The organism is uncultured Jannaschia sp., assembly GCF_947494055.1.
Taxonomy (GTDB): domain Bacteria; phylum Pseudomonadota; class Alphaproteobacteria; order Rhodobacterales; family Rhodobacteraceae; genus Jannaschia.
The window spans coordinates 117,438-139,490 of the sequence record NZ_CANLTR010000008.1 but is presented as its reverse complement, the minus strand read 5'-3'; the positions used below and the strand labels follow the sequence as shown (position 1 = coordinate 139,490).

The 22,053-nt window shown below is 70.1% G+C and carries 18 protein-coding genes; 6 read left to right on the top strand and 12 right to left on the bottom strand.

What is annotated here, in order from left to right:
- Positions 1 to 318 precede the first annotated feature (318 nt).
- The 4 genes from Q1A87_RS10235 to fsa form a co-directional block, all read right to left on the bottom strand.
- Entirely contained in the window at positions 319 to 696 is a 378-nt protein-coding gene (locus tag Q1A87_RS10235) for a rhodanese-like domain-containing protein (RefSeq protein ID WP_299650688.1), read from the bottom strand.
- Between the two features lie 52 nt (positions 697 to 748).
- Positions 749 to 1,690 carry a tyrosine recombinase XerC gene (locus Q1A87_RS10230; protein WP_299650685.1) on the bottom strand — a complete coding sequence of 314 codons (942 nt, stop codon included), beginning with the start codon at positions 1,688 to 1,690 and terminating at the stop codon, positions 749 to 751.
- On the bottom strand, positions 1,687 to 2,418 hold the full coding sequence (locus Q1A87_RS10225) for a DUF484 family protein (protein WP_299650682.1): 732 nt from the start codon (positions 2,416 to 2,418) through the stop codon (positions 1,687 to 1,689). The genes Q1A87_RS10230 and Q1A87_RS10225 overlap by 4 nt, the downstream gene beginning before the upstream one ends.
- A gap of 176 nt (positions 2,419 to 2,594) precedes the next feature.
- Entirely contained in the window at positions 2,595 to 3,248 is a 654-nt protein-coding gene (gene fsa / locus Q1A87_RS10220; protein WP_299650679.1) for a fructose-6-phosphate aldolase, read from the bottom strand.
- A 141-nt stretch (positions 3,249 to 3,389) separates the two neighbouring features.
- Between fsa and Q1A87_RS10215 the strand changes: the two genes are divergently transcribed.
- From Q1A87_RS10215 to Q1A87_RS10200, 4 genes are all read left to right on the top strand, one after another.
- On the top strand, positions 3,390 to 5,579 hold the full coding sequence (locus Q1A87_RS10215) for a primosomal protein N' (RefSeq protein WP_299650676.1): 2,190 nt from the start codon (positions 3,390 to 3,392) through the stop codon (positions 5,577 to 5,579).
- 121 nt (positions 5,580 to 5,700) lie between these two features.
- On the top strand, positions 5,701 to 6,786 hold the full coding sequence (gene hisC / locus Q1A87_RS10210; RefSeq protein ID WP_299650673.1) for a histidinol-phosphate transaminase: 1,086 nt from the start codon (positions 5,701 to 5,703) through the stop codon (positions 6,784 to 6,786).
- The gene (locus Q1A87_RS10205; protein ID WP_299650700.1) at positions 6,783 to 7,712 is read left to right on the top strand and encodes a prephenate/arogenate dehydrogenase family protein; all 930 of its coding nucleotides are present in this window, start codon (positions 6,783 to 6,785) and stop codon (positions 7,710 to 7,712) included. The genes hisC and Q1A87_RS10205 overlap by 4 nt, the downstream gene beginning before the upstream one ends.
- On the top strand, positions 7,709 to 8,566 hold the full coding sequence (locus tag Q1A87_RS10200; RefSeq protein ID WP_299650670.1) for an extensin family protein: 858 nt from the start codon (positions 7,709 to 7,711) through the stop codon (positions 8,564 to 8,566). The genes Q1A87_RS10205 and Q1A87_RS10200 overlap by 4 nt, the downstream gene beginning before the upstream one ends.
- 109 nt (positions 8,567 to 8,675) lie before the next feature.
- Here Q1A87_RS10200 and Q1A87_RS10195 read toward each other — a convergent pair whose 3' ends face one another.
- The 3 genes from Q1A87_RS10195 to Q1A87_RS10185 form a co-directional block, all read right to left on the bottom strand.
- Positions 8,676 to 10,991, bottom strand: a complete 2,316-nt coding sequence (locus Q1A87_RS10195) for a peptidoglycan -binding protein (protein WP_299650667.1) — start codon at positions 10,989 to 10,991, stop codon at positions 8,676 to 8,678.
- Positions 10,992 to 12,197 carry a biopolymer transporter ExbB gene (locus tag Q1A87_RS10190; protein WP_299650664.1) on the bottom strand — a complete coding sequence of 402 codons (1,206 nt, stop codon included), beginning with the start codon at positions 12,195 to 12,197 and terminating at the stop codon, positions 10,992 to 10,994.
- An 85-nt stretch (positions 12,198 to 12,282) separates the two neighbouring features.
- On the bottom strand, positions 12,283 to 12,825 hold the full coding sequence (locus Q1A87_RS10185; RefSeq protein ID WP_299650661.1) for a gamma-glutamylcyclotransferase: 543 nt from the start codon (positions 12,823 to 12,825) through the stop codon (positions 12,283 to 12,285).
- 65 nt (positions 12,826 to 12,890) lie between these two features.
- Between Q1A87_RS10185 and Q1A87_RS10180 the strand changes: the two genes are divergently transcribed.
- A complete protein-coding gene (locus tag Q1A87_RS10180; RefSeq protein ID WP_299650658.1) occupies positions 12,891 to 13,847 on the top strand; it encodes a DUF2125 domain-containing protein in 957 nt (318 codons plus the stop codon).
- Positions 13,848 to 13,978: 131 nt separating this feature from the next.
- On the opposite strand, the gene Q1A87_RS10175 is transcribed toward Q1A87_RS10180, so the two are convergent.
- The 4 genes from Q1A87_RS10175 to Q1A87_RS10160 all read right to left on the bottom strand — a co-directional run bounded on the left by Q1A87_RS10175 (position 13,979) and on the right by Q1A87_RS10160 (position 18,254).
- The gene (locus tag Q1A87_RS10175) at positions 13,979 to 14,440 is read right to left on the bottom strand and encodes a hypothetical protein (protein WP_299650656.1); all 462 of its coding nucleotides are present in this window, start codon (positions 14,438 to 14,440) and stop codon (positions 13,979 to 13,981) included.
- Complete coding sequence (locus Q1A87_RS10170) at positions 14,427 to 16,925, bottom strand: FAD-dependent oxidoreductase (protein ID WP_299650653.1); 2,499 nt, start codon at positions 16,923 to 16,925, stop codon at positions 14,427 to 14,429. The genes Q1A87_RS10175 and Q1A87_RS10170 overlap by 14 nt, the downstream gene beginning before the upstream one ends.
- A 189-nt stretch (positions 16,926 to 17,114) precedes the next feature.
- Positions 17,115 to 17,555, bottom strand: a complete 441-nt coding sequence (locus tag Q1A87_RS10165; RefSeq protein WP_299650651.1) for a hypothetical protein — start codon at positions 17,553 to 17,555, stop codon at positions 17,115 to 17,117.
- Between the two features lie 273 nt (positions 17,556 to 17,828).
- Positions 17,829 to 18,254 (bottom strand): DUF1489 domain-containing protein, encoded by a 426-nt coding sequence (locus Q1A87_RS10160; protein ID WP_299650648.1) that lies wholly within the window; start codon positions 18,252 to 18,254, stop codon positions 17,829 to 17,831.
- A 77-nt stretch (positions 18,255 to 18,331) separates the two neighbouring features.
- On the opposite strand from Q1A87_RS10160, the gene Q1A87_RS10155 reads away from it, so the two are divergent.
- Complete coding sequence (locus Q1A87_RS10155) at positions 18,332 to 20,587, top strand: adenosylcobalamin-dependent ribonucleoside-diphosphate reductase (RefSeq protein WP_299650645.1); 2,256 nt, start codon at positions 18,332 to 18,334, stop codon at positions 20,585 to 20,587.
- 471 nt (positions 20,588 to 21,058) lie between these two features.
- On the opposite strand, the gene Q1A87_RS10150 is transcribed toward Q1A87_RS10155, so the two are convergent.
- Positions 21,059 to 21,970, bottom strand: coding sequence for a LysR family transcriptional regulator (locus tag Q1A87_RS10150; protein WP_299650643.1), 912 nt, complete (start codon positions 21,968 to 21,970; stop codon positions 21,059 to 21,061).
- Between the last annotated feature and the right edge of the window lie 83 nt (positions 21,971 to 22,053).

The following is a 22,053-nucleotide window of genomic DNA, read 5'->3' as shown; positions in this document are numbered from 1 at the left end:
TCTCTACGACCCGCAGGAGTGCTGGAACTACTTCACTGCTGCCGGATACGGCTCGGGTTAATGCCGAAACGCTTTAGGGCGAGGGCTTCGCCCCCACCCGCGGTCAGGCGCCGCCCTTCCAACATCGCGACGACGGACCGCTGATTGCCATGCCACAAATCCGAACGATGCCCTTCTCCTTGCGATTGCCGACAGCAGCGGCCGAGTCCGCCGAACAGGTCGATCAAACCGTGCCGAACGCGACTCGAACGGGCTGACAGCGAAAACGACTCGTTCGGACACGATGACGTCGACGTCCCGCACTAGTCCGTCCGGTTCTCAGCCCTTCGGGGCGGGCGTCTCGACCGGGCCGCCGGCCTCGATCCAGGCCTCCATGCCGCCGTCGAGATGCGCGACCTCGAAGCCCATCTCCTTCAGCGTCGCGGCCGCCAGCGCGGACCGCCAGCCCATCGCGCAATGCAGCACAAACGGCCCGTCCCCCGCGAAGACCTCGCGGTGATACGGGCTCTGCGGGTCCCACCAGAATTCGAGCATCCCGCGCGGTGCGTGGATCGAGCCGGGAATGTGACCCTTCGCCCGCTCGCGCACGTCGCGGATATCGACGACGACCGCATCCGGCGTCGCGCGCAGACGTGCGACATCCCATTCCTCGATCCGGGCGCGCGCCTCGGCGACCATCTGTTCGGCTGTCTTCATGCCGCAAGCCTGCCCCGGCCATGCTTCCGGCGCAAGGCGTCCCGTCACCGGATCACCGTCCGTGCGGATGGGCCTTGGTGTAGACGTCCATCAGATGCACGGCGTCCACCGCCGTGTAGGCCTGCGTGGTCGAGAGCGAAGCGTGGCCGAGCAGTTCCTGGATCGCGCGCAGGTCGCCGCCCGCCTCCAGCAGATGCGTGGCGAAGCTGTGCCGCAGCGCGTGCGGCGTGGCCGAGGAGGGCAGGCCGAGCTGCATCCGCGCCCGCGCCATCACGGCCGCCACGCTGCCGGCGTTGAGCGCCCCGCCCCGCGCGCCCCGGAACAGCGGCGCCTCGGCCGACAGGTCGAACGGACACAGCGACGTGTAGCGGTCCACTGCCGCACGGGCGACGGGCAGCACGGGCACCAGCCGTTCCTTGTTGCCCTTGCCACGGACGCGCAGCGTGTCGGGCAGGGGCGCATCGGCCCCGGTCAGGCCGAGCCCCTCGGAGATGCGCAACCCGCACCCGTAGAGCACCGTCGCCACGGCCACGTCGCGCGCCGCGATCCACGGCGTCTCGTGCTGCAGGCCCATGGTCTCGATCAGCTCCCTCGCCGCCGCCTGCGGCAGGGGGCGCGGCAGCGGCTTGCGGAACTTCGGCGCGCGGGTGGCGAGGATCGCCGTCGGGTCGAACCCCTCGCGCTCGCAGAGCCAGCGCACGAAGGTCTTGACCGCCGAGAGCCGCCGCGCGACCGAGCGACCGCCCGCGCCGCGCAGCCGCTCCGCTGCCATCCAGGCGCGCATGTCGGACGAGCTCAGCCGTCCGATCTCCGCCAGGCCCATCGGGCCGCCGCGATGCGCGGCCTGGAAGGCAAGGAAGGTCGTCACGTCGGTGCCGTAGGCCGTGAGCGTGTTCGCCGCCGCGCCGTCGAGCGCGCGCATGTGCGACAGCCACGCGGCGATCGCGTCGCGGGCGCCGGGACTGATCTCGAGGGCCGCGCTGCGGCCGCTCACGCCTGCGCCAGATGGCGCCGGAGCACGCGCTCGAAGGCCGCGGTGAAGAAGGACAGAAGCTCCGTCCCCTGCCCCGGGCCGAACTGGGTCGCATCCTCCACGCCGAAGGCCAGCAATCCCCGCTGCCGCCCCGTGCCGAGGTCGAGCCGCAGGAGCGCTTCCGACCGGATGCGCCCGGCATCGGGGCCATAGATTTCCCGCGCCGCCGGGGTGCAGCGACGCAACGTGACCTGCCGTACCGGCCCCTCGCGTCCCCGCGTGACGTAATCGTCGACGAAGCCGGTCGCGACCGGCGCGATGGCCGGATGCGGCGTCGCGCCCGGCGCCTGGCTCTCGAGGGCGAGCCGGACGCGGTCGACGCGGACGATGTCGGCGATCTGGCCGGTCAGGTGGTCGAGAAGTTCGGGCAGCGTCTCCGCCTCCAGCACCGCCAGAACGCAGCGATGGATCTGGTTCGTCCCGGCGAGGTTCTCGTAAGCGGCGGCGATGACGCTGCGATGCGTGTCCTCGAGCCGGTCGAGCCGTGCCTCCAGCCGCTGCATCGCGATGCCGCGCAGGTCGACCACGTTCCCGCCCATCCGCTCCGCGTCCGCGGCGATCAGCGCGCGCATCACGTCGCGGTCCTCGAGGACGAGTTCGGGGTCGGTCAGGACGCTGTCGCGCCAGTCCCGCCCCTGCGCCCGCGCGCCATTCTCGGCGTCGCGCGCAAGTATGGTGTTCTCTGCCATCTGCCCCTGCTCCGGTCTGCTGCCGCTTCTCGTCGAGGCTAGCACCGCGGCGGCGGCGCGGATCCCGCAAATGCCGGCAAGCGGTGCGGTTTCACCGCCGCACTGTGTCGCCGGGGCCGATCCGGCGCTGTTTGTGGCAGCCATGTGGCGACCCCGCCGGTCGGGCCGCACCCGCCTCAGGCGATCTTGATGCCCGCTTCGCCGGCGTCCTTCACAAACTGGTCGAGGCCGCTCTGGGTCAGCGGATGCTTGATCATCTCGTGGATGACCTTCGGCGGCGCGGTCGCCACGTCGGCGCCGATCAGCGCGGCTTCCTTCATGTGGTTGGCCGTGCGGATCGAGGCCGCGAGGATCTCGGTCTTGATGTCGTAATTGTCGTAGATGGTGCGGATGTCCTGGATCAGCTCCATCCCGTCGATGTTCATGTCGTCGAGCCGGCCGATGAAGGGCGAAATGAAGCTCGCCCCCGCCTTCGCGGCGAGCAGCGCCTGGTTGGCCGAGAAGCACAGCGTCACGTTCACCTTCGTTCCCTCGTCGGACAGGATCTTGCAGACGCGCAGACCCTCCCAGGTCAGCGGGACCTTGACGCAGACATTGGGCGCGATTGTGGCGAGGTGCTTGCCCTCCTTCAGCATCTGGTCGAAGTCGATGGCGACCACCTCGGCCGAGACCGGACCCTCGACCACGTCGCAGATGGCCTTCGTCGTCTCGAGGATGTCGCGCCCGGATTTCAGGATCAGCGACGGGTTGGTCGTCACGCCGTCGAGCATGTTGAGATCGTTCAGCTCGCGGATGGCGTCGATATCGGCGGTGTCTACGAAGAATTTCATGGCGTCCTCGGGATCGCTTCGGGTTCGGCGCCTGATAGCGCGAACGCGGCAGGAGGGCCATCCCCGGCGGCGTACCGATGCCCGCCATCCCGGCGGCCGCCGGCTCTGGCATCCGGACGGAGGGAGGCCGATATGGGGGGGATGGCGAAGCTCCATCCTCCCGGCGCGCCGGTGGCCGTGCAGACGACGCAGCCGCTGGACCGCGCGCTCGATTACCGTGCGCCGCCGGACGGCGTGGCCGACGGCGCCTTCGTGGAGGTGCCGCTGGGACCGCGTCTCGTGCTGGGCGTGGTCTGGGGCGAGGCGGCGGGCGACTGGCCGGTCGAGAAGCTGCGCGGCGTGGCCCGGGTGCTCGACGTGCCGCCGATGGACCCCGCCTTCCGCGACTTCGTCGAGCGGGCGGCGGCCTACACGCTCACGCCCCTACCGGCGATGCTGCGGCTCGCGCTGCGCGCGCCCGGCCTCGGCGGCGCGGAGGGGCGGCGGCGCGTCTACCGGGGTGGCGACGGCACGCCGGACCGGATGACGCCGGCTCGCGAGAAGGTGCTGGCGCTCCTCGACGAGCGGCCCGACGACGTCTTCGCGCTGTCGGAGCTGGCGGATCTCGCCGGCGTCTCGACAGGGGTCGTGAAGGGGCTGCTGCCCTCCGGCGCGGTGCAGGAGATCGTCCGCCCGCGCGACGCGGACTTCCCGCCGCTCGACGCGTCCCGTCCGGGCAAGCCGCTGGCCGAGGATCAGGCCGCCGCCGCGGACGCATTGCGCACCGGTTTCGCCGCAGGAGGCTACCGCACGACACTCCTGCGCGGCGTCACCGGCTCGGGCAAGACCGAGGTCTATCTGGAGGCCGTCGCCGAATGTCTCGCCCGCGGGCGGCAGGCGCTGGTCCTGCTGCCGGAGATCGCGCTGACGGCGGAGTTTCTGACGCGGGTGGAGGCGCGGTTCGGCGCGCGGCCCGCCGAATGGCATTCCGGCGTCACGCAGGCCGAGCGGCGGCGGACCTGGAAGAAGGCGGCCGAGGGTCAGGCGCGACTGATCGTCGGGGCGCGCTCTGCCCTGTTCCTGCCGTTCCGCGAGCTCGGCCTGATCGTCGTCGACGAGGAGCACGACACTTCCTACAAGCAGGAGGACGGCGTGCTCTACTCCGCCCGCGACATGGCGGTGCTGCGCGCGAGCTGCGAAGGGGCGCAGGTCGTGCTCGCCTCCGCCACGCCCTCGCTGGAGAGCTGGGCCAACGCGGAGGCCGGGAAATACGCCCGCCTCGACCTGACCTCGCGCTTCGGCGACGCGGTGCTGCCGCGCCTCGGCACGATCGACATGCGGGACGCGGACATACCCTCGGGGCGCTGGATCTCGCCCCGGCTGCACGACGCGATCACCGGGCGTCTGGCGGCGGGCGAGCAGTCGCTCGTCTTCCTCAACCGCCGCGGCTACGCCCCCGTCACGCTGTGCCGGGCCTGCGGCCAGCAGATCGCCTGCCGTCATTGCGACGCGCGGATGGTGGAGCACCGCTTCCGCCGCGAGCTCATGTGCCACCAATGCGGCGAGACGGCGCCGATCCCGGTGGCCTGCCCCTCCTGCGGGGCGGAAGGCAAGCTCGCGGCGGTCGGCCCCGGCGTGGAGCGCATGGCCGAGGAGGTGACGGGCCTGTTCCCCGAGGCGCGCGTCGCGGTCCTGTCGTCGGACCTGTTCGGCTCCTCACGCGCGCTCAAGGCCCGGGTCGAGGAAATTGCGGCAGGTGAGGCCGACATCATCGTCGGCACGCAACTCGTCGCCAAGGGACACAACTTTCCGCACCTCACGCTCGTCGGCGTGATCGACGCCGATCTCGGGCTGCAAGGCTCCGACCTCCGCGCCGCCGAGCGGACCTACCAGCTGATGCGGCAGGTCTCCGGCCGGGCCGGGCGGGCGGAGCGGCCGGGCGAGGCGCTCCTGCAGACGTGGCAGCCCGAGCATCCGGTGATCCGCGCAATCCTCTCGGGCGACGAAGAGGCATTCCTGCGCGAGGAGGCGGGACAGCGCCGCGCGGCGGGGGTGCCGCCGTATGGGCGCATGGCGGGGATCGTGATCTCCGACCCGGAGGCCGGCGTGGCGTTCGATGTCGGAAACGCGCTCGCCCGGCGCGCCGCCATGCTGGAAGACGTGGGCGCCGAGGTCTACGGACCCGCCCCTGCCCCCATCGCCCGCATCCGTGGCCGCCACCGTGTACGGCTCCTTGTGAAGGCGCCGCGGCAGGCACCGATCCAGCCGGCGCTCGCCGCCTGGGTCGGCGCGGTGGAGATCCCCCGCTCGACCCGGCTCAGCATAGACATCGACCCGCAGAGCTTCCTGTGAGGGCGGAGCGAAGGGCCGGCCCTTCGCGCATCCCGGGATATTTGCGAAGCAAAGACCGGGGCGCCATTGCCCCGACCCGATCGGCCCGCTTAGAACGTCGCGACGTATCGGGGGATCACAGATGAGCGCCGCACCCGCGCCCCAGCCGGGGATCATGGAGATCGAACTCTACCAGGGCGGCGCCTCGAAGGTCGACGGCGTGACGGATGTCGTGAAGCTGTCGTCGAACGAGAACCCGCACGGCCCCTCCCCCGCCGCGATGGCGGCGGCACAGGCGGCGGTGGCGGAGATGAACCGCTATCCGAACACCGACCATGCGAGCCTGCGCGCTGCGATCGCGGACGTGCATGGCGGGCTCGACCCCGACCGGATCGTCTGCAGCGTGGGCTCCGACGAGATCATCCACCTGCTCTGCCAGTGCTTCGCCGGGCCGGGCGACGAAGTGCTGCACACCCATCACGGCTTCCTCATGTACGCGATCAGTGCGCGGGCGGCCGGGGCCGCGCCCGTCTCCGCGCCGGAACGCGACCGGCGCGTGGACGTGGACGCGCTGCTCGACGCGGCGACGGAGCGGACGCGGCTCGTCTTCATCGCCAATCCGGCCAACCCGACCGGCACGCTGCTGGGGGGGCAGGATCTCGTGCGGCTGGCGGACGGGTTGCCGGAGGGCTGCCTGCTGGTGCTCGACGGCGCCTATGCCGAGTTCGCCGAGGAGTTCGACGGCGGGCTGACCCTCGCCGGCACGCGGGCGAACGTCTTCGTCACGCGGACCTTCTCCAAGATGTACGGGCTGGGCGGGATGCGCGTCGGCTGGGGTTACGGGTCGCGCGACGTGATCGACGTGCTCAACCGCGTGCGGGGGCCGTTCAACCTCTCGAACATTGCGCTCGCCGCGGCGGAGGCGGCGGTGCGCGACCGGGATTTCGTGGAGATGTGTTCCGCCGACAATGCCGCGCAGCGCGCCCGGCTTCGTGCGGGGCTGGCCGCGCTCGACATCCCGTCGGACCCGTCCGAGGCGAACTTCGTGCTGGCACGCTTCGCGGACGAGGCGGAGGCGGCCGATTGCGATGCGTTCCTGAAGTCGCGCGGCGTGATCGTCCGGCACCCGCGGAGCTACGGGCTGCCACATTGCCTGCGGATGAGTGTCGGCGACGCGGCGGGGACCGGGCGCCTGCTGGATGCGCTCGTCGCGTGGCGCGCGGGATGAGCGCGGTGCCGCTCTACGATCGGGTCGCGCTGATCGGCCTCGGCCTGATCGCCGGGTCGATGGGCCTCCGGATGCGTCGCGACGGACTCGCCGGGGAGGTCGTCGGCTTTGCCCGTTCGGCGGAGACGCGCGGCGTGGCGGTGGAACTCGGCCTCTGCGACCGGGTGGCGGAGAGCGCCGCCCAGGCGGTGGCGGGGGCCGACCTCGTCGTGCTCTGCGTCCCCGTCGGGGCGATGGCGGCCGTGGCGCGGGAGATCGGGCCGCATCTGGCGGAGGGGGCGACGGTCAGCGATGTCGGCTCCGTCAAATGCGCGGTGATCGACGCGGTCGGACCGCACCTGCCGGATCACGTGAACTTCGTGCCCGGCCATCCGCTCGCCGGGACCGAGCATTCGGGCCCCCGTGCAGGCTTCCCCGAGCTTTTCGAGAACCGCTGGTGCCTTCTCACGCCACGGCCCGGGACCGAGGCGGCGGCGGACCGGCTCACGCGTCTGTGGCAGGGGCTCGGCGCGAACGTGGACCGGATGGACCCGGACCACCACGACCTCGTCCTCGCCGTGACGAGCCACGCGCCGCATCTCATCGCCTACACGATGGTGGGGGTGGCCGACGATCTGGGCCGTGTGACCGACAGCGAGGTGATCCAGTATTCCGCGGCGGGCTTCCGGGACTTCACCCGCATCGCGGCGTCGGACCCGACGATGTGGCGTGACGTGTTCCTCAACAACCGGGACGCGACGCTGGAGATCCTCGGGCGATTCACCGAGGAGCTGTTCGCGCTGCAACGTGCGATCCGGACGGGGGACGGCGAAATGCTGCACGATTACTTCACCCGAACCCGTGCGATCCGGCGCGGGATCATCGAGGCGGGGCAGGATACCGACGCCCCCGATTTCGGCCGCGCCCACGGGGAGCGTCCGGTGTGAGGGCGGCGCTGGCCTTCCTCCTGATGACATTCCCCGCTCATGCAGAGCCGCGTCCCGTCCCCCGGCCCGGAGCGGAGATCGTCGTCCTGTCGGAAGACGGCTCGACGGAGGTGCCGGACGAGGCTGCCGTCGCGCGCTCGGTCCGGCCGGTGCAACAACTCGAGGGGCCGGACGGGATCGCCGCGGAGATGGCCGCGGCGGCGGCGGAGAAGCTCGACGACGCGGGAACCGTGCAGGTCTCGGACCGGCCGGAGACGCGCCCCGAGGATCGCGTTCCGGCGGAGCCCGAACCGGCGCCGGCGACGCGCGTGCCGCCAAGCGAGACGGGCTCGGTCGCCCTCTGCGGGCGTCGCTCGATTGTCGGAGAGACGATCGCGCCGGTGACGGGCCCCGGCGGTTGCGGCATTCCCGATGCGGTGCGCATCCGGCAGGTCTCCGGCCTGCGGCTCACGCGACCCGCGCGGATGGATTGCACCACGGCACAGACGCTCGACGACTGGGTGCGCGACGCGGTGATCCCCGGGATCGGACGGCGCGGCGGCGGGCCGGTCGCGTTGCGCGTCGCGGCGGGCTATGCCTGCCGGCCGCGCAACAACCAGCCGGGCGCGAAGATGAGCGAGCACGCGCTCGGCCATGCGATCGACATCGCGGCGATCCGGCTGGCGGACGGGTCGGAGCTGAGCGTGCTGCGCGACTGGGACGAGGGGGCGGAGGGCCGTGTCCTGCGCGCGCTCTGGCGGGCGGCCTGCGGGCCGTTCGGGACGGTGCTGGGTCCGGAGAGCGACAGCTTCCATCAGGACCATTTCCACCTCGATACCGCCCGCTACCGAAACGGCGGCGCTTATTGTCGGTAGGACGGCCCACGAACTCGTCGACGCGTTCGTGCGATGCATCGAAGGCGATCCCCCGGCCGCGCCCGGACAGGACGATCTCGACGAGGCCCGGCGCTCGGCGGCGCTCGCCTCAGCGCTCCGTCAGCTTGAGCTCGATCCGCCGGTTCCGGGCCCGCGCCTCGGGCGTGCCGGAGGTGTCGACGGGCTGCCATTCCCCGAAGCCGGTCGCAGCGAGACGGGTCGGCGGCACGCCGAGCGCGTCGATCATGTAGCGCACGACCGACAGCGCACGCGCCTGGCTCAACTCCCAGTTGTCGGCGTAGGCCCCGCGTCCGGTCACCGGGATGTTGTCGGTATGGCCGTCCACCCGCAGCACCCAGTCGATCCCCTGCGGGATCTCGCCCGCCACGTCGAGGATCACGTCCGCGACCTGCGCGATCTGGCTGCGGCCCTCGGGCTGGAGGTTGGCGGAACCCGGCGCGAACAGGACTTCGGAGGAGAAGACGAAGCGGTCGCCCACGACCTCGACCCCTTCCCGGCCCGACAGGACTTCGCGGAGTTGGCCGAAGAACTCGGAGCGGAAGCGCTTGAGCTGCTCGGCCTCCGCCACCAGCGCCTCGGCCTCCGCCTGGAGCCGGACGCGCTCCGCCTCTTCCAGATCGGCGCGAGCGCGCTGATCGCTCGCCGCCTGGGCGAGCGCGGCGTTGAGGCGCGGGCCGAGGCTTTCGACCTGCACCGCGCCTTCCGTGTCGCGGCCCTCGTATTCGTCGAGCAGGTTGCGGATGCCGCCAAGCTGGGTGCGAAGCTCCGCAAGCTGCCGGTTCAACGCCTCGGCCTCCCGCTGCGCGGCGATGCGGTCCTCGTCGACATCGGAAAGCCGAGCCTCCGCTTCCGAGAGCAGCGTATCGAGACGCTGACGTTCGGTCATTACCTCCTCGATCTCGCTTTCGGCCGCGACCCGGGCGGCCAGGGCGGCGGCGAGCGTGTCGCGCAGCTCCGCCTCGGTGACGTCCCCCGCCTCCTGCGCGGCGAGCGCGGCGGCGAGCCGGCGTTCGAGCTCGGCGCGGCGTTCCTCTGCGTCGGCGGCTTCCACGCCCTGCGCCGCGAGGGCGGCGTTCAGGCGGGCGACCTCCGCCTCGAGCGCCGTCGCCTCGCCCTGCCCGGTCTCCACCGCGGCGAGCGCGTCGGCAAGCCGGTCCTCAATCGCCGTGATACGCGCTTCCGATTCCGACAGGCGGTCGGCCATGCCCGCGCGGTCCGACTCGACGGCGGCCAGCCGCTCCTCCACCGTGGTCGTCTCGTTCCGCGCCAGCGTCACATCGGCCAGCGCCTGCGCCAGACGGTCGTCCAGATCGTCGCGCGCCGTCCGCGTCGCGGCGAGCAGCGTCAGCGTCTCCTCGGCGGCCTGGCGCTCTTCCTCCAGCGCGAGCGTCATCGCGGTGAGCTCTGCGTCCGCGTCCTCCAGCCGCGCGCGCAGGGCTTCCGCCGCGGCCGCTTCCGCGAGGCGAGCGGCCTCCTCGTCGGAAAGCTGTGTCTCCGTTTCCGCCAGCCGTTCGCGCAGCGCTTCGGCAGCGGCCGCTTCCGCCAGGCGCTGGGCCTCCTCGTCCGAAAGCTGCGTCTCCGTTTCCGCAAGCCGTTCGCGCAGCGCCTCGGCGGCGGCGGCCTCCGACAAGCGGGCGGCTTCCTCCGCGTCGAGCTCGCCCTCCAGCGTCGCGACCTGTTCCTCAAGGCTCACGCCGGTCTCGCGGGCGGCGTCGAGGCTGGCCAACGTCTCGGCGAGGGTCGTCTCCCGCGCCTCCGCCTCGGCGCGCAGGTCGGCGGTCAGCGCCTCCAGCGCTTCGCGCTCGGCCGCTTCCCGCCGGGCCTCCTCGGCCTGCGCGTCGATCTCCTCGCGCGCGGAGGCGAGGGCGAGCTGCGCCGCCTCCTCCGCGTCGATGACGCGCTCGAGCTCCGCCTGCGAAGTGCGAAGCTCGCCGGCCAGCGCTTCGCGGGCGGCTTCCGTCTCCGCCAGATCCTCGGTCAGCGCGTCGCGCTCCGTCTCCGTCGCCGAAAGCGAGGCCTGCAGACGCTCGCGGGTCGCCAGAAGCCTCGCGACCCGCTCCTCGAAGGAGGCGACCCGTCCGACCAGCTGCTCCCGATCCGCCGTGAGCGTCGCGATCCGCGCCGCCTGCCGGTCCCGTTCGCTGCCGAGTTCCGCAACCTCGCCCTCCAGCGCGGTCGAGCGCTGCTGCTCGAGCCCGAGCGCATCCGCGAGCGAGGCGACCTGGCTGCCGAGCTCGTCGAGCTCCAGCCCCTGATCCGAGATCGTCTCCGACAGGACGAACTGCACGATCATGAAGATCGACAGAACGAACATCAGCACCAGCAGGAGCGCCGTCATCGCGTCCACGAAGCCCGGCCAGACATTCGCGGTGAACCGCTGTCCACTGCGCCGCTGGAACGCCATTCAGTCCTCCTTGCCCGGAGGGGCTCCGAACGAATCCTGCACATGGCGGTTAAGCTGGCGCAGGGACCGCGTCAGGGCGGCGATGTCGCCGCGCAGCTCCGCGACCGTGTTCTCCTGCCCCGCCTGCATGGCCTCGAACACCTTGAGGAGCTGCACGTCGATCGAGCGCAGGCGCATCCGGCTCTCCGCATCGAGGCCGCCATCGCCGCCGCCGATCGAGCCGCGCATGACCTCGACGATGTTCTCCTGCCCCTCGGCCACCCGATCCAGCGCGCGGGTGGTGCCGCCCCCTTCCTCCATCCGGTTGGCCATCGACGTGATCGCCTCGCCCAGCCGGGCCATCTTCGAATCCGCCGCCAGCCGCCCCGCCTCAGCGCGGGCGAACATGTCCTGCAGCGTCTCCATCTGGTAGTTCATGTGGTCGAGGACGGCGGCGAGCGAATACTGGTCGATCGTCTCCTCCCCGCTGTCGCCGACGAGGCCCACGCGGGTGATCGAGGACAGCCAATCCTCCATCTCCCGGTAGAAGCGGTTCTGCCCGTGTCCGGCGAAGAGCTCCAGCAGCCCCACGACGAGGCTCCCCGCGAGACCCAGAAGCGAGGAGGCGAAGGCCGTGCCCATGCCCGAAAGCTGGCTTTCGAGGCCGCTGATCAGGCGCCCGAACACGGCGACGCTACTCTCGTCGCCCGTGGGGTTCAGGCTGCGGATCGTGTCCACGACCGCCGGCACCGTGGTGGCGAGGCCCCAGAACGTGCCGAGCAGGCCGAGGAAGATCAGCGTGTTGACGATGTAGCGCGTGATGTCACGCGCCTCCTCCATCCGCGCGCCCACGGAATCGAGGATCGAGCGCGAGGAGGAGGCGGAGATCTGGCTGCGCGCCGAGCGGGCGCGGAGCAGCGCGGCGAGCGGCGCCAGCATGCCCGGCGGACGCGAGATGTCGTGTCCGGCGCGCCGTTCCGCGAAGCCCTCGATCCAGGAGACCGAGCTGAAGAGCTGGAACACCTGCGCGAAGCACGCGATCACGCCCAGGAAGAAGACGAGGATGATCGTCCCATTCAACCACGGATTCGCGGCGAAGATCGGGGCCACGCGCGGATAGGCCAGGAACACGCCCACGCCCACGGCCGTCAGCACCGCCAGCATGTAGACGATCTGCCGGATCGGTTGCGAGAACTGCGTCCCGTGCTCTAGCGGCGCGCGTGCCATCTGCCTCCGGCCCTGTCCGGGCGCCCTGCGGTTGGGAAAACCCTATAGAGGCGAGGTTTTTCCCACAAGGCGCGCGGGACGGCAGTCAGGCGGCCGCCCTGATCTGTTGCACGCGCGTGACGAGCCATTCCAGATCGGGGTCGTCGATCTCCAGCCCGCGCAGGCCGGCGAAGGTCGAGCTGAGGTATTCGTGGTTCGGCCCGCGCCCGCCATTGGCGGCCGCGATGATCGCCGCCTGCTCCTCCAGCGTGAGATCGCGGGCGTATTGGTGGTGGTCGGGATCGATGACGTAGGCCAGCGCCTCGATCTGCGTGCCGTCGTCGTCGGTCAGCGTCACCCGCGCCTCGTGATAGGCGGAGGAGATCAGCTCCCGCTCGCGGATCTCGACGATGGCGGCCTCCGGGTCGGCGGCGCGGATCGCGATGCCGCGGCAGGCGACGCCCGGCGCCTCCTCCAGCGCGAGAACGAGGCCGGGATCGGCCTCGGTGCCGCGGTGGTGGACCGACCACATGCAGAACCGCCGGCGGTAGCCGTCGAGCGTGGCACGACGCGTCTCGGCGACGGCGATGCCGGGATTGTAGATCAGCGAGCCGTATCCGAAGACCCAGAGGTCGGGCGGTTGCGTCATCGTCGCTCCTTTCGCGGAAGGCAGGCCCCCGATAGACAAGTCGGGGTTCGACGGGAAGGGGCGGCATGCGCTGGCTGGTGATCTTGGTGGCGGTGCTGGCCACGCTGTGGGGCGGCTACTGGTTCGTCGGTCGCGGCATCCTGCGCGACCAGATTGCGACGGCGGTCGTCGCGGCGGAGGCCGAAGGCTGGCGCATCGCGTGGGACGATCTCGGCATCGGCGGCTTCCCGAACCGCTTCGACACGAACGTGACGGAACCGGACGTGACCGCGCCGGACGGCGCGCTCCGCTGGCACGCGCCGTTCCTGCAGGTCCTCGCGCTGAGCTACCGGCCGAACGAGATCATCGCCGTCGCACCGCACCAGATGACGTTCGAGGGGCCGTGGGGCCAGCTCGTCGTGACCTCGACGGACCTGCGCGCCTCCGGCACGGTCTCGCTGTCCGCGAGCCCCGATCCGCAGCAGGGAACGGCGGTCGGCGAGGCGCTCGGCCTCGATGGCGGCGCGTGGCGGCTCGACATGGCACGGGCGCAGCTGGCCGTCCGGCGCGCGGCCGAACCGGAGGGCTGGGACGTCGCGCTCGACCTAAGCGAGATCCGCCCGGGCGGCGCTCTGGCAGCGGCGCTCGATCCCGCGGGCCGATTGCCCGAAAGCGCCGATACGCTCGACATCGACGCGACTCTGGTGCCGGAGGGGGTGGCCTATTCGCTGAACCTGCGACGCGCGGATCTGGTCTGGGGCGCGCTGGAGCTCGACGCGGATGGGGCGATCGAGGTCGACGCGGACGGGGTTCCAGAGGGAGCACTGTCGATCGAGCTGCGCGGGACCGAGGCGGCGCTCGCCCTCCTGCGCGGCTGGGGACTCGTGGCCGAGGAGCAGCTGCCGCTTCTCGAGGCCGGGCTCGTTGGCATGGCGGAGGACGACGGCGCAATGCGATTCGACCTCGCCTTCGCGAACGGGCAAATGCGGATGGGGCCGATCCCCCTCGGCCCCGCCCCGCGCCTGCCGCCGCTCCTGCCCTAGTCTGGGCCTTCGTTCCCTCTCCCCGCGCCGCAGCACGGAAGTGCGTACCCCGTCTTTGCTTCTCAAATATCCCCGCCGGAGGCTCCGACGGCCCGGCTGGACACGCGCGTCCCAGATGGCCGGGAACGCCCCTAGAACGGCATCCGCCAAGCGACACGGGCCGGCGGCAGGCATGCCGCGTCCCGCCCGGCGACCACCCGCCCCAGACAGGCCACTATCGCCGCGGGGATCGGTGCGCCCGCATCGAGCGCCGCGGCGGCGGGGGTGCCGGAAAGGTCGATCAGCAGGACCCGCCGCAATCCCCCCGGCGTCGGCTGCCGCAGTGCCACCACCGCCGTCCGCCCGTTACAGGCCCCGCCGCAGAGCGCGTGCAGCGCCGGAAGCGATTCGAGGTTCTGCCAGCGCCGCAGCAGGACGGCCTCAATTCGTGCCTCCCCGGCGGGCGCCTGCGCCACGCCCTCCGCGGCCAGTCGACGCGCGACCTGTCGCGCCCCGTCGCCGCTCACGTACAGGCCGGCGCGGTCGCCGTCCCGCATCATCCAGAACGCCGCCGCCAGCAGCAGGGCGACGGCGACGAGACTAGCCGTCCGCACGTATCCGGGCGTTGGCGGGATCGTAGGGGCTGTCCTCGGTGACCTCCGCGTCCCAGAGCTTGCGCTGCATCCGGACCTTCAGCTTCGTGCCGGGCTCCGCCAGCTCGGGCCGGACGTAGCCCATGCCGATCGACTTGCCGAACGCCACCGAATAGCCGCCCGAGGTCAGGCGCCCGACGCGCGTGCCGTCTTCGAGATAGAGCGCCTCGCGGCCCCACGGATCGGCGTCGTCCGGTCCGTCGATCAGGAAGGTGGCGCATTTCGACCGGATGCCCTTCGCTTCCATCGCCGCCTTGCCGTGGAAATCCTTCGAGAGGTCCACGAAGCGGTCGAGGCCCGCCTCCAGCGGCGTCGCGTCGCGGCCCAGTTCGTTGCCGAAGGCGCGGTAGGACTTCTCCTGCCGGAGCCAGTTCTGCGCCCGCGCGCCGACGAGCGTCAGGCCGTGCCCCTCGCCCGCTTCCATCAGCCGGTCGAAGAGGTAGTTCTGCATCTCCATCGGATGGTGCAGCTCCCAACCGAGTTCACCGGTATAGGCCACCCGGATCGCGTTGACCGGCGCCATCTTCAGCTCGATCCGGCGGGCCGAGAGCCAGGGGAAGCCCTTGTTCGACAGCGTCCAGTCCGGGTCCGCCGCGACGACGAGCTCGCGCAGGATGTCGCGCGATTTCGGTCCCGCAAGCGCGAAGACCCCGTGCATCCCGGTCACGTCCTCAAGGCACATCGGGCCGAACTCGTCCGCCTTGTCGTTCACGGCCTTGGCGAGGAAGTCGCTGTCGTAGGCCTGCCAGGCGCCGGCGGAAACGAGGTAGAACGTGTCCTCGGCGAGCCGCACGATCGTGTATTCGGTGCGCGTCGTCCCCGCCTCGGTCAGCGCGTAGGTCAGGTTGATGCGACCCACCTTCGGAAGGCGATTGGTGGTGAACCAGTCGAGGAACGCCGCCGCGCCCGGTCCGCGCAGCTTGTGCTTGGTGAAGGCCGTCGCGTCGATCATGCCGGCGCCGTCACGCAGGGCGGTCGCTTCGTCCACCGTGTGCTGCCACCACTTGCCGCGCCGGAAGCTGCGCGAGGTCATGTCGAAATCCGCCGCCGCGCCCGGCTTGAAGTAGTTCGGACGCTCCCATCCGTTGACGCAGCCGAACTGCGCGCCCTGCGCCTTCATCCGGTCGTAGCAGGGCGCGGTCTTGAGCGGCCGCGCGGCAGGCCGCTCTTCGTCGGGATGGTGCAGGACGAAGACGTGGTCGTAGGCCTCCTCGTTCTTGCGCATCGCGTATTCGGTGGTCGTCCAGCCGCCGAAGCGGCGCGGGTCGAGCGCGGCCATGTCGATCTCGGCCTCGCCCTCGACCATCATCTGCGCGAGGTAGTGCCCGGTCCCGCCGGCGGCGGTGATCCCGAAGCTGAACCCCTCGGCCAGCCACATGTTGCGCAGCCCCGGGGCCGGGCCGACCAGCGGGTTGCCGTCGGGCGTGTAGCAGATCGGGCCGTTGAAATCGTCCTTCAGGCCTGCATTCTCCGAGGACGGGATGCGGTGGATGAAGGACATGTATTCCTCCTCGATCCGCTCCAGGTCGAGCGGGAAGAGGTCGGCGCGGAAGCTGGACGGCACCTCGAACGGGAAGCGCGCCGGCGCGTTCTGCTCGTAGGGCCCGAGGATCCAGCCGCCCCGTTCCTCGCGCACGTACCACTTGGCGTCGGCGTCGCGCAGCACGGGATGCTGCGGGTTGGACTTGCGCCACTCGACGAGCGCGGGGTCGGGCTCGGTCACGATGTACTGGTGTTCGACCACGATGGCGGGCGTCCGGATACCCAGGAGCCGGGCGGTGCGCGGCGCGTGGTTGCCGGTCGCGGTGACGACGTGCTCGGCCGCGATCACGACCTGCTCGTCGGTGGGCACGAGGTTGCCGCCGCGTTCCGCCATCTTCGTCGCGGTCACGTCCCAGTGGTCGCCTTTCCACTCGTAGGCGTCGACCTGCCACTTCCGCTCGATGGTCACGCCGCGCTGACGGGCGCCCTTGGCCATGGACATCGTGACGTCGGCCGGGTTGATGTAGCCGTCGGTAGGATGGAAGATCGCGCCGACCAGATCCTCGGTGCGGACCAGCGGGTAGCGCTCCTTGATCTGCGCCGGCGTCAGGAACTCGTGCGGAATGCCGACCGTCTCCGCCGTGGCGGCGTAGAGCTCGTATTCGTCCATCCGTTCCCGCGTCTGCGCCATGCGCAGGTTGCCCACGACCGAGAAGCCCGGGTTGAGGCCCGTCTCCGCCTCCAGCGACTTGTAGAAGTCGACCGAGTAGGCGTGGATGTGACTCGTCGCGTAGCCCATGTTGAAGAGCGGCAGGAGGCCCGCGGCATGCCAGGTGGAGCCGGAGGTCAGCTCGTCGCGCTCGAGCAGCATCACGTCGGACCACCCGGCCTTCGCGAGATGATACGCGATCCCGGTCCCGACCGCGCCACCGCCCACCACGAGGGCCTTCACCTGGGTCTTCATCGCCTGTCCCCTCGAATTACGTGGCTCCGTTCTGCCGCAATGGCCAACTGGACGTAAATCGGGGACGACGCCACGCGGGCGAAAAACGACCCGCGCGGAAGAGCCTCGCGCTTCGGCGGAGCCACGGATGGACGGGATGGATTGTTCGCGACCCGCGCCGGGAGGAAACGCGGGTCGCGACCGGCTGCCTCATCCGCCGAGGAGGCAGCGCAGCTCGAGACGCGGAACGTATTGCCGCGTCGGAAGGGGACCGGATTCCCAGCGACCGCTGACGGTCACCGGCGCGCTGCCGCGTAGCGGCCGGGACGGACCGAAGACGTAGGTCTCCTCGTTCTCGCAACCGGGCTCCAGAATCGGGTTCTCGCCGCAATTCTGCGTCGCCTGCCGGGCGAAGCCGCAGCACACGGCGTCGAGAGCATCGGGATCGAAGCTCTCGTAATGCGTTCGACCGGAGATGGACGGCCGGGTTCCGTTGAAACTCTGCGTTTCGTCCCCGCCCGGACCGTCGATCCGTATCCAGTCGAGGCCGGAGGCACAACTCGCCGTCGCCTGCCAATTGATGCGACGCAACTCGGTATAGCCGGGGCCGTTCGGGTCCCAGCGTTCCCATTGATATTCGTCGGGTGGCACGGACTGGTCCGTGGGCCGCATCCGCAGGACGATCCGGTGGTCGGCCTGCGGTTGCCTGAGAATGATGTAGTCGCGGGCGGTGCCGGGATTGCTGCGGATGGGCTGGGCTCCCGCCGTGCCGGTCGTCAGCGCGAGGCAAAGGAACGTCGCATCGGGAAACTCCCGTCGGTAACTGGTTAAGCCTGAAACACTGGCCCATCCGGGTGGCGGACCGTGGCTTCTGGTTAACATACCCGGCGGGGCGCCACGCCTGCGGTTTTCCTCACCCCGAGATCAGAGGACGCCGATCTCCGACAGTGCGAGCGTGAGGCCCGGGGGCAGCGGCTCCTCGGTGGCGCGGGCCGGGTCGATGTCGCCGGGCGCGTCCGCGGTGGTCAGGTAGCGCCAGCCCTGGAACGGCCGCTTCGGCAGCGGCGCCACCGGGATCAGGCCGGGGCGCAGCACGATTCCGCAGCGCGGGATGTCATCCTCGCGCCGCACCTCGTCGAGCCGCAGGATCGGCTGGCGGCACAGGACGACGCCCTTGATGACCCAGTAGATCGATCCGCCGTCCAGAAGCTCCTCAGCGCGCTTGGGCCACATCCGGGTGACGTGGCGCGGGTTGCCGCAGGGTCCCTTCGCGCGCGCGTTCCGCTGCCACTCGGCCAGACCTTCGATCGACTCGGTCCCGACGCTGAGCTTGATCAGGTTGATGGCCATGTGATTTCCCCGCAGAACGGGGTATATCTAGACGCTCCGGCCCTACCTGCAACCAGTTCTAGCGAGACGCGCCGACGATGAAAGATGCCCCGACGACCTTCGCCGCCCCGATCTCGGAGACGATCTGGGACATGAAGTACCGGCTGAAGGAGGCAGACGGCACCCCGCGCGATGCCGATCTCGACGCGACCTGGGACCGGATTGCCGCAGCCCTCGCCGCCCCCGAGGCGGAGCCCGCCGCCTGGATGCCGGCCTTCCGCGCGGCGTTGCAGGACTTCCGGTTCCTGCCGGCGGGGCGGATCGTCGCAGGGGCGGGAACGGGACGCTCGGTGACGCTCTTCAACTGCTTCGTGATGGGCACGGTCGAGGACAGCATGGGCGGCATATTCGCGGCCCTGCGCGAGGCGGCGCTGACCCTGCAACAGGGCGGCGGGATCGGTTACGACTTCTCCACGATCCGTCCCCGGGGCGCCGTCGTCCGCGGCGTCTCGGCCGATGCGTCGGGGCCGCTGTCCTTCATGGACGTGTGGGACTCGATGTGCCGCACGATCATGTCCGCCGGCTCCCGCCGGGGCGCGATGATGGCAACGCTGCGCTGCGACCACCCCGACATCGAGGCCTTCGTCGCGGCCAAGGCAGATCCGGCACGTTTGCGCATGTTCAACCTCTCGGTCCTCGTCACCGACCCGTTCATGCAGGCGGTCGAGGATGATGCCGACTGGCCCCTCGTCTTTGGCGGCCAGACCTTCCGGACGCTACGCGCCCGCGAGTTGTGGGACGCGATCATGCAGGCGACCTACGATTACGCCGAGCCGGGCGTGATCTTCATCGACCGCATCAACGCGCAGAATAACCTCGCTTACGCCGAGACCATCGCCGCGACCAATCCCTGCGGCGAGCAGCCCCTGCCCCCCTACGGTGCCTGCCTGCTGGGCTCGCTCAACCTTGCGCGGCTGGTGTCGGACGCCTTCACCACCGAGGCGCGGATCGAGGCGGAGGCATTGACCGACCTCACCGCGACCGCCATCCGGATGATGGACAACGTCGTCGATGCCAGCCGTTTCCCCCTGCCCCAGCAGGCCGAGGAGGCGCGCGCCAAGCGGCGAATCGGGCTGGGCGTCACCGGCCTCGCCGACGCGCTCGCGATGTGCGGCCTGCGCTATGGCGGCGAGGCGGCGGCGACCACGACCGCCGGCTGGCTCGAGACCATCGCGAACGCGGCCTATGCCACCTCCGCCCGGCTCGCCGCCGAGAAAGGTACGTTCCCGCTCTACGACGAGGCCGCCATGCTCGCCGCGCCGATGGTGCAGCGGCTCGCACCCGAGACCCGCGACCTCATCGCCGCGCACGGGTTGCGCAACGCGCTTCTCACCTCGATCGCGCCGACCGGAACGATCAGCCTGCTGGCGGGGAACGTCTCCTCCGGGATCGAGCCGATCTTCGCCACGAGCTACACCCGCAAGGTGCTCCAGCCCGACGGAAGCCGCACGGAGGAGGTGGTGGAGGATTTCGCCGTCGCCGAATGGCGCCGCCTGCACGGCGATGCGCCCCTGCCCGACAGCTTCGTCACCGTTGCCGACCTCGAGCCTCGCGAGCATGTCCGGATGCAGGCCGCCGCGCAGTTATGGATCGACAGCTCGATTTCCAAGACGATCAACGTGCCCGCCGATATCGGCTTGGCGGCGTTCAAGGACGTCTATCTTCGCGCCTGGGCCGAGGGCTGCAAGGGCTGCACCACCTACCGGCCGAACGACGTGACCGGCAGCGTGCTTTCCAGCACACCGGCCGCACCGGAGGCGCCAAAGGTCGTCCAGCTCTTCGCGCCGCTCGACCGGCCCGACACGCTGACCGGGGAGACCTACAAGATCAGGTGGCCCGCCTCCGAGCACGCGCTCTACATCACCATCAACGACATCGAGCTCGACGGACAGCGCCGCCCCTTCGAGATCTTCGTCAACTCGAAGAACATGGAGCATTTCGCCTGGACGGTGGCACTGACGCGTATGATTTCGGCGATCTTCCGGCGCGGCGGCGACGTGTCCTTCGTGGTCGAGGAGTTGAAGGCGGTCTTCGATCCGCGCGGCGGTGCCTGGATGCAGGGCCGCTACGTTCCTTCGATCCTCGCGGCGATCGGCGGCGTGATTGAGCAGCACATGATCGCGACCGGCTTTCTTTCCGGCGAACGGGGGCTTGGTGCTACTCCGCCGGCCCCGATCACCCCGTCCGGCGACGCCGCGCCTGGGCCTACCTGTCCAAATTGCGGCAGCTACGACGTCCACATGGCCGAAGGCTGCGCCACCTGCGCGAGTTGCGGCTTCTCCAAGTGCGGATAGGGGCGAGGCCACAGGTGGTGGTGTAGCGACCACCGATTAATGGCCATTCTCGGGGTTATTTGTCCATTGTGACAAGCAAAAGCTGACCATCAAGCGCTTTCGGCCGGAAATCAGCAGCTCAGGTCGCCTCAGCGGACCAGATGGGAATGGATGCCGACGAAGGCCTTCATGCTCTCCGAGATCGGCCTGAATACCGCCCTCTCCGAAATACGTTCAATGGCCGTCTTGCGACAGCGGGTCATTTTCGCCTCAGACAATTGCAACAGCCCCGAAAGCCGTCATGCACCAAGACTGAAACCGGACCACCCGATAGCGGCAGGGCCAAGTTAGACGAACAGCAATTGGTTGATTCAGCCAACCTGCGAAGGATCAGAGGAACTCAAGCTTTCTCCGCCCAAAAACTTTTGGTCCGTCAGTATTATAAGGATCGCCAGCTAGGGGAGAAGATCGGTGTATGGCCGCGACGCCGTGTCAGGCGCTCTTCGCATTCTCGGGGGTATCCGATGACGGCCAGCGGGCGGCCCAGTCCTTCAGGAATGTCAGGAACGTCTGGACCTTTGCGGTGCGGTGGAGGTCGACATGGGTGACCAGCCAGAGCTGGCCCGTCCACGCATGCGAGTCGAGGACCCGCTCCATGTCGTCGTTGTCCGCTTCCGCCCAGACCGGCGAGAAGCCGATGCCGAGCCCCGCCTCGATTGCCGGACGGACGGCGGTGATCTGGTTCACGCGATAGCCGATATTCCGCTCCGGCACATTCTGCAGGAGCCAGGCGAAGAACGGCGCGCGTGGAATGTCCTCGGCCGGTCCGATGAAGACGTGGTCGCCGACATTGTCGATGCTCTCGGGCCGGCCGTGCCGCGCGATGTAGTCCTTCGACGCGTAGAGCGCCCAATCGTGCGAATAGAATTTCTGGACGACGTTATCGGGCTGGTCCGGCGGATTGCCCGCGCGGATTGCCACATGCGCCTCCCCGTATTCTAGTCGGAACACGCGTTCGTCGGAGAGGAACTTGATCATGACCTCCGGATGCTCCTCCCGGAAGGCGGCAAGGGCGGGCGACAGCAGGGGCGCGAGGACGGCGAGCGAAGTCAGGATGAGCTCCCCCGTCACCTCATGCCCGCGCCCGCGAATGCGATTGGCGAGTTGCGCGAGTTGGTCGTCGGTCGATTGCGCGACGGTCAGCAGGTCCTGCCCCGCCTCCGTCGGCGTATAGCCGCGGGCGTGACGCTGGAACAGCTTCGCGCCGAGCTTCGCCTCGAGCGAATCCACATGGCGGATGACCGTGGCGTGGTGCACGCCCAAGGCCTGCGCAGCGCCCGATACCGTGCCGAGACGCGCGACCTGATAGGCAGTTCGGACTTCGTCCCAATCGTTGAATGCCATGTCGAACCCTTCCGCTTGCGGCGACAATGCCGCTCTGCAGCAGGAGGGGCAAGACCTCTCGCATGCACGCACAAGCAATGCGC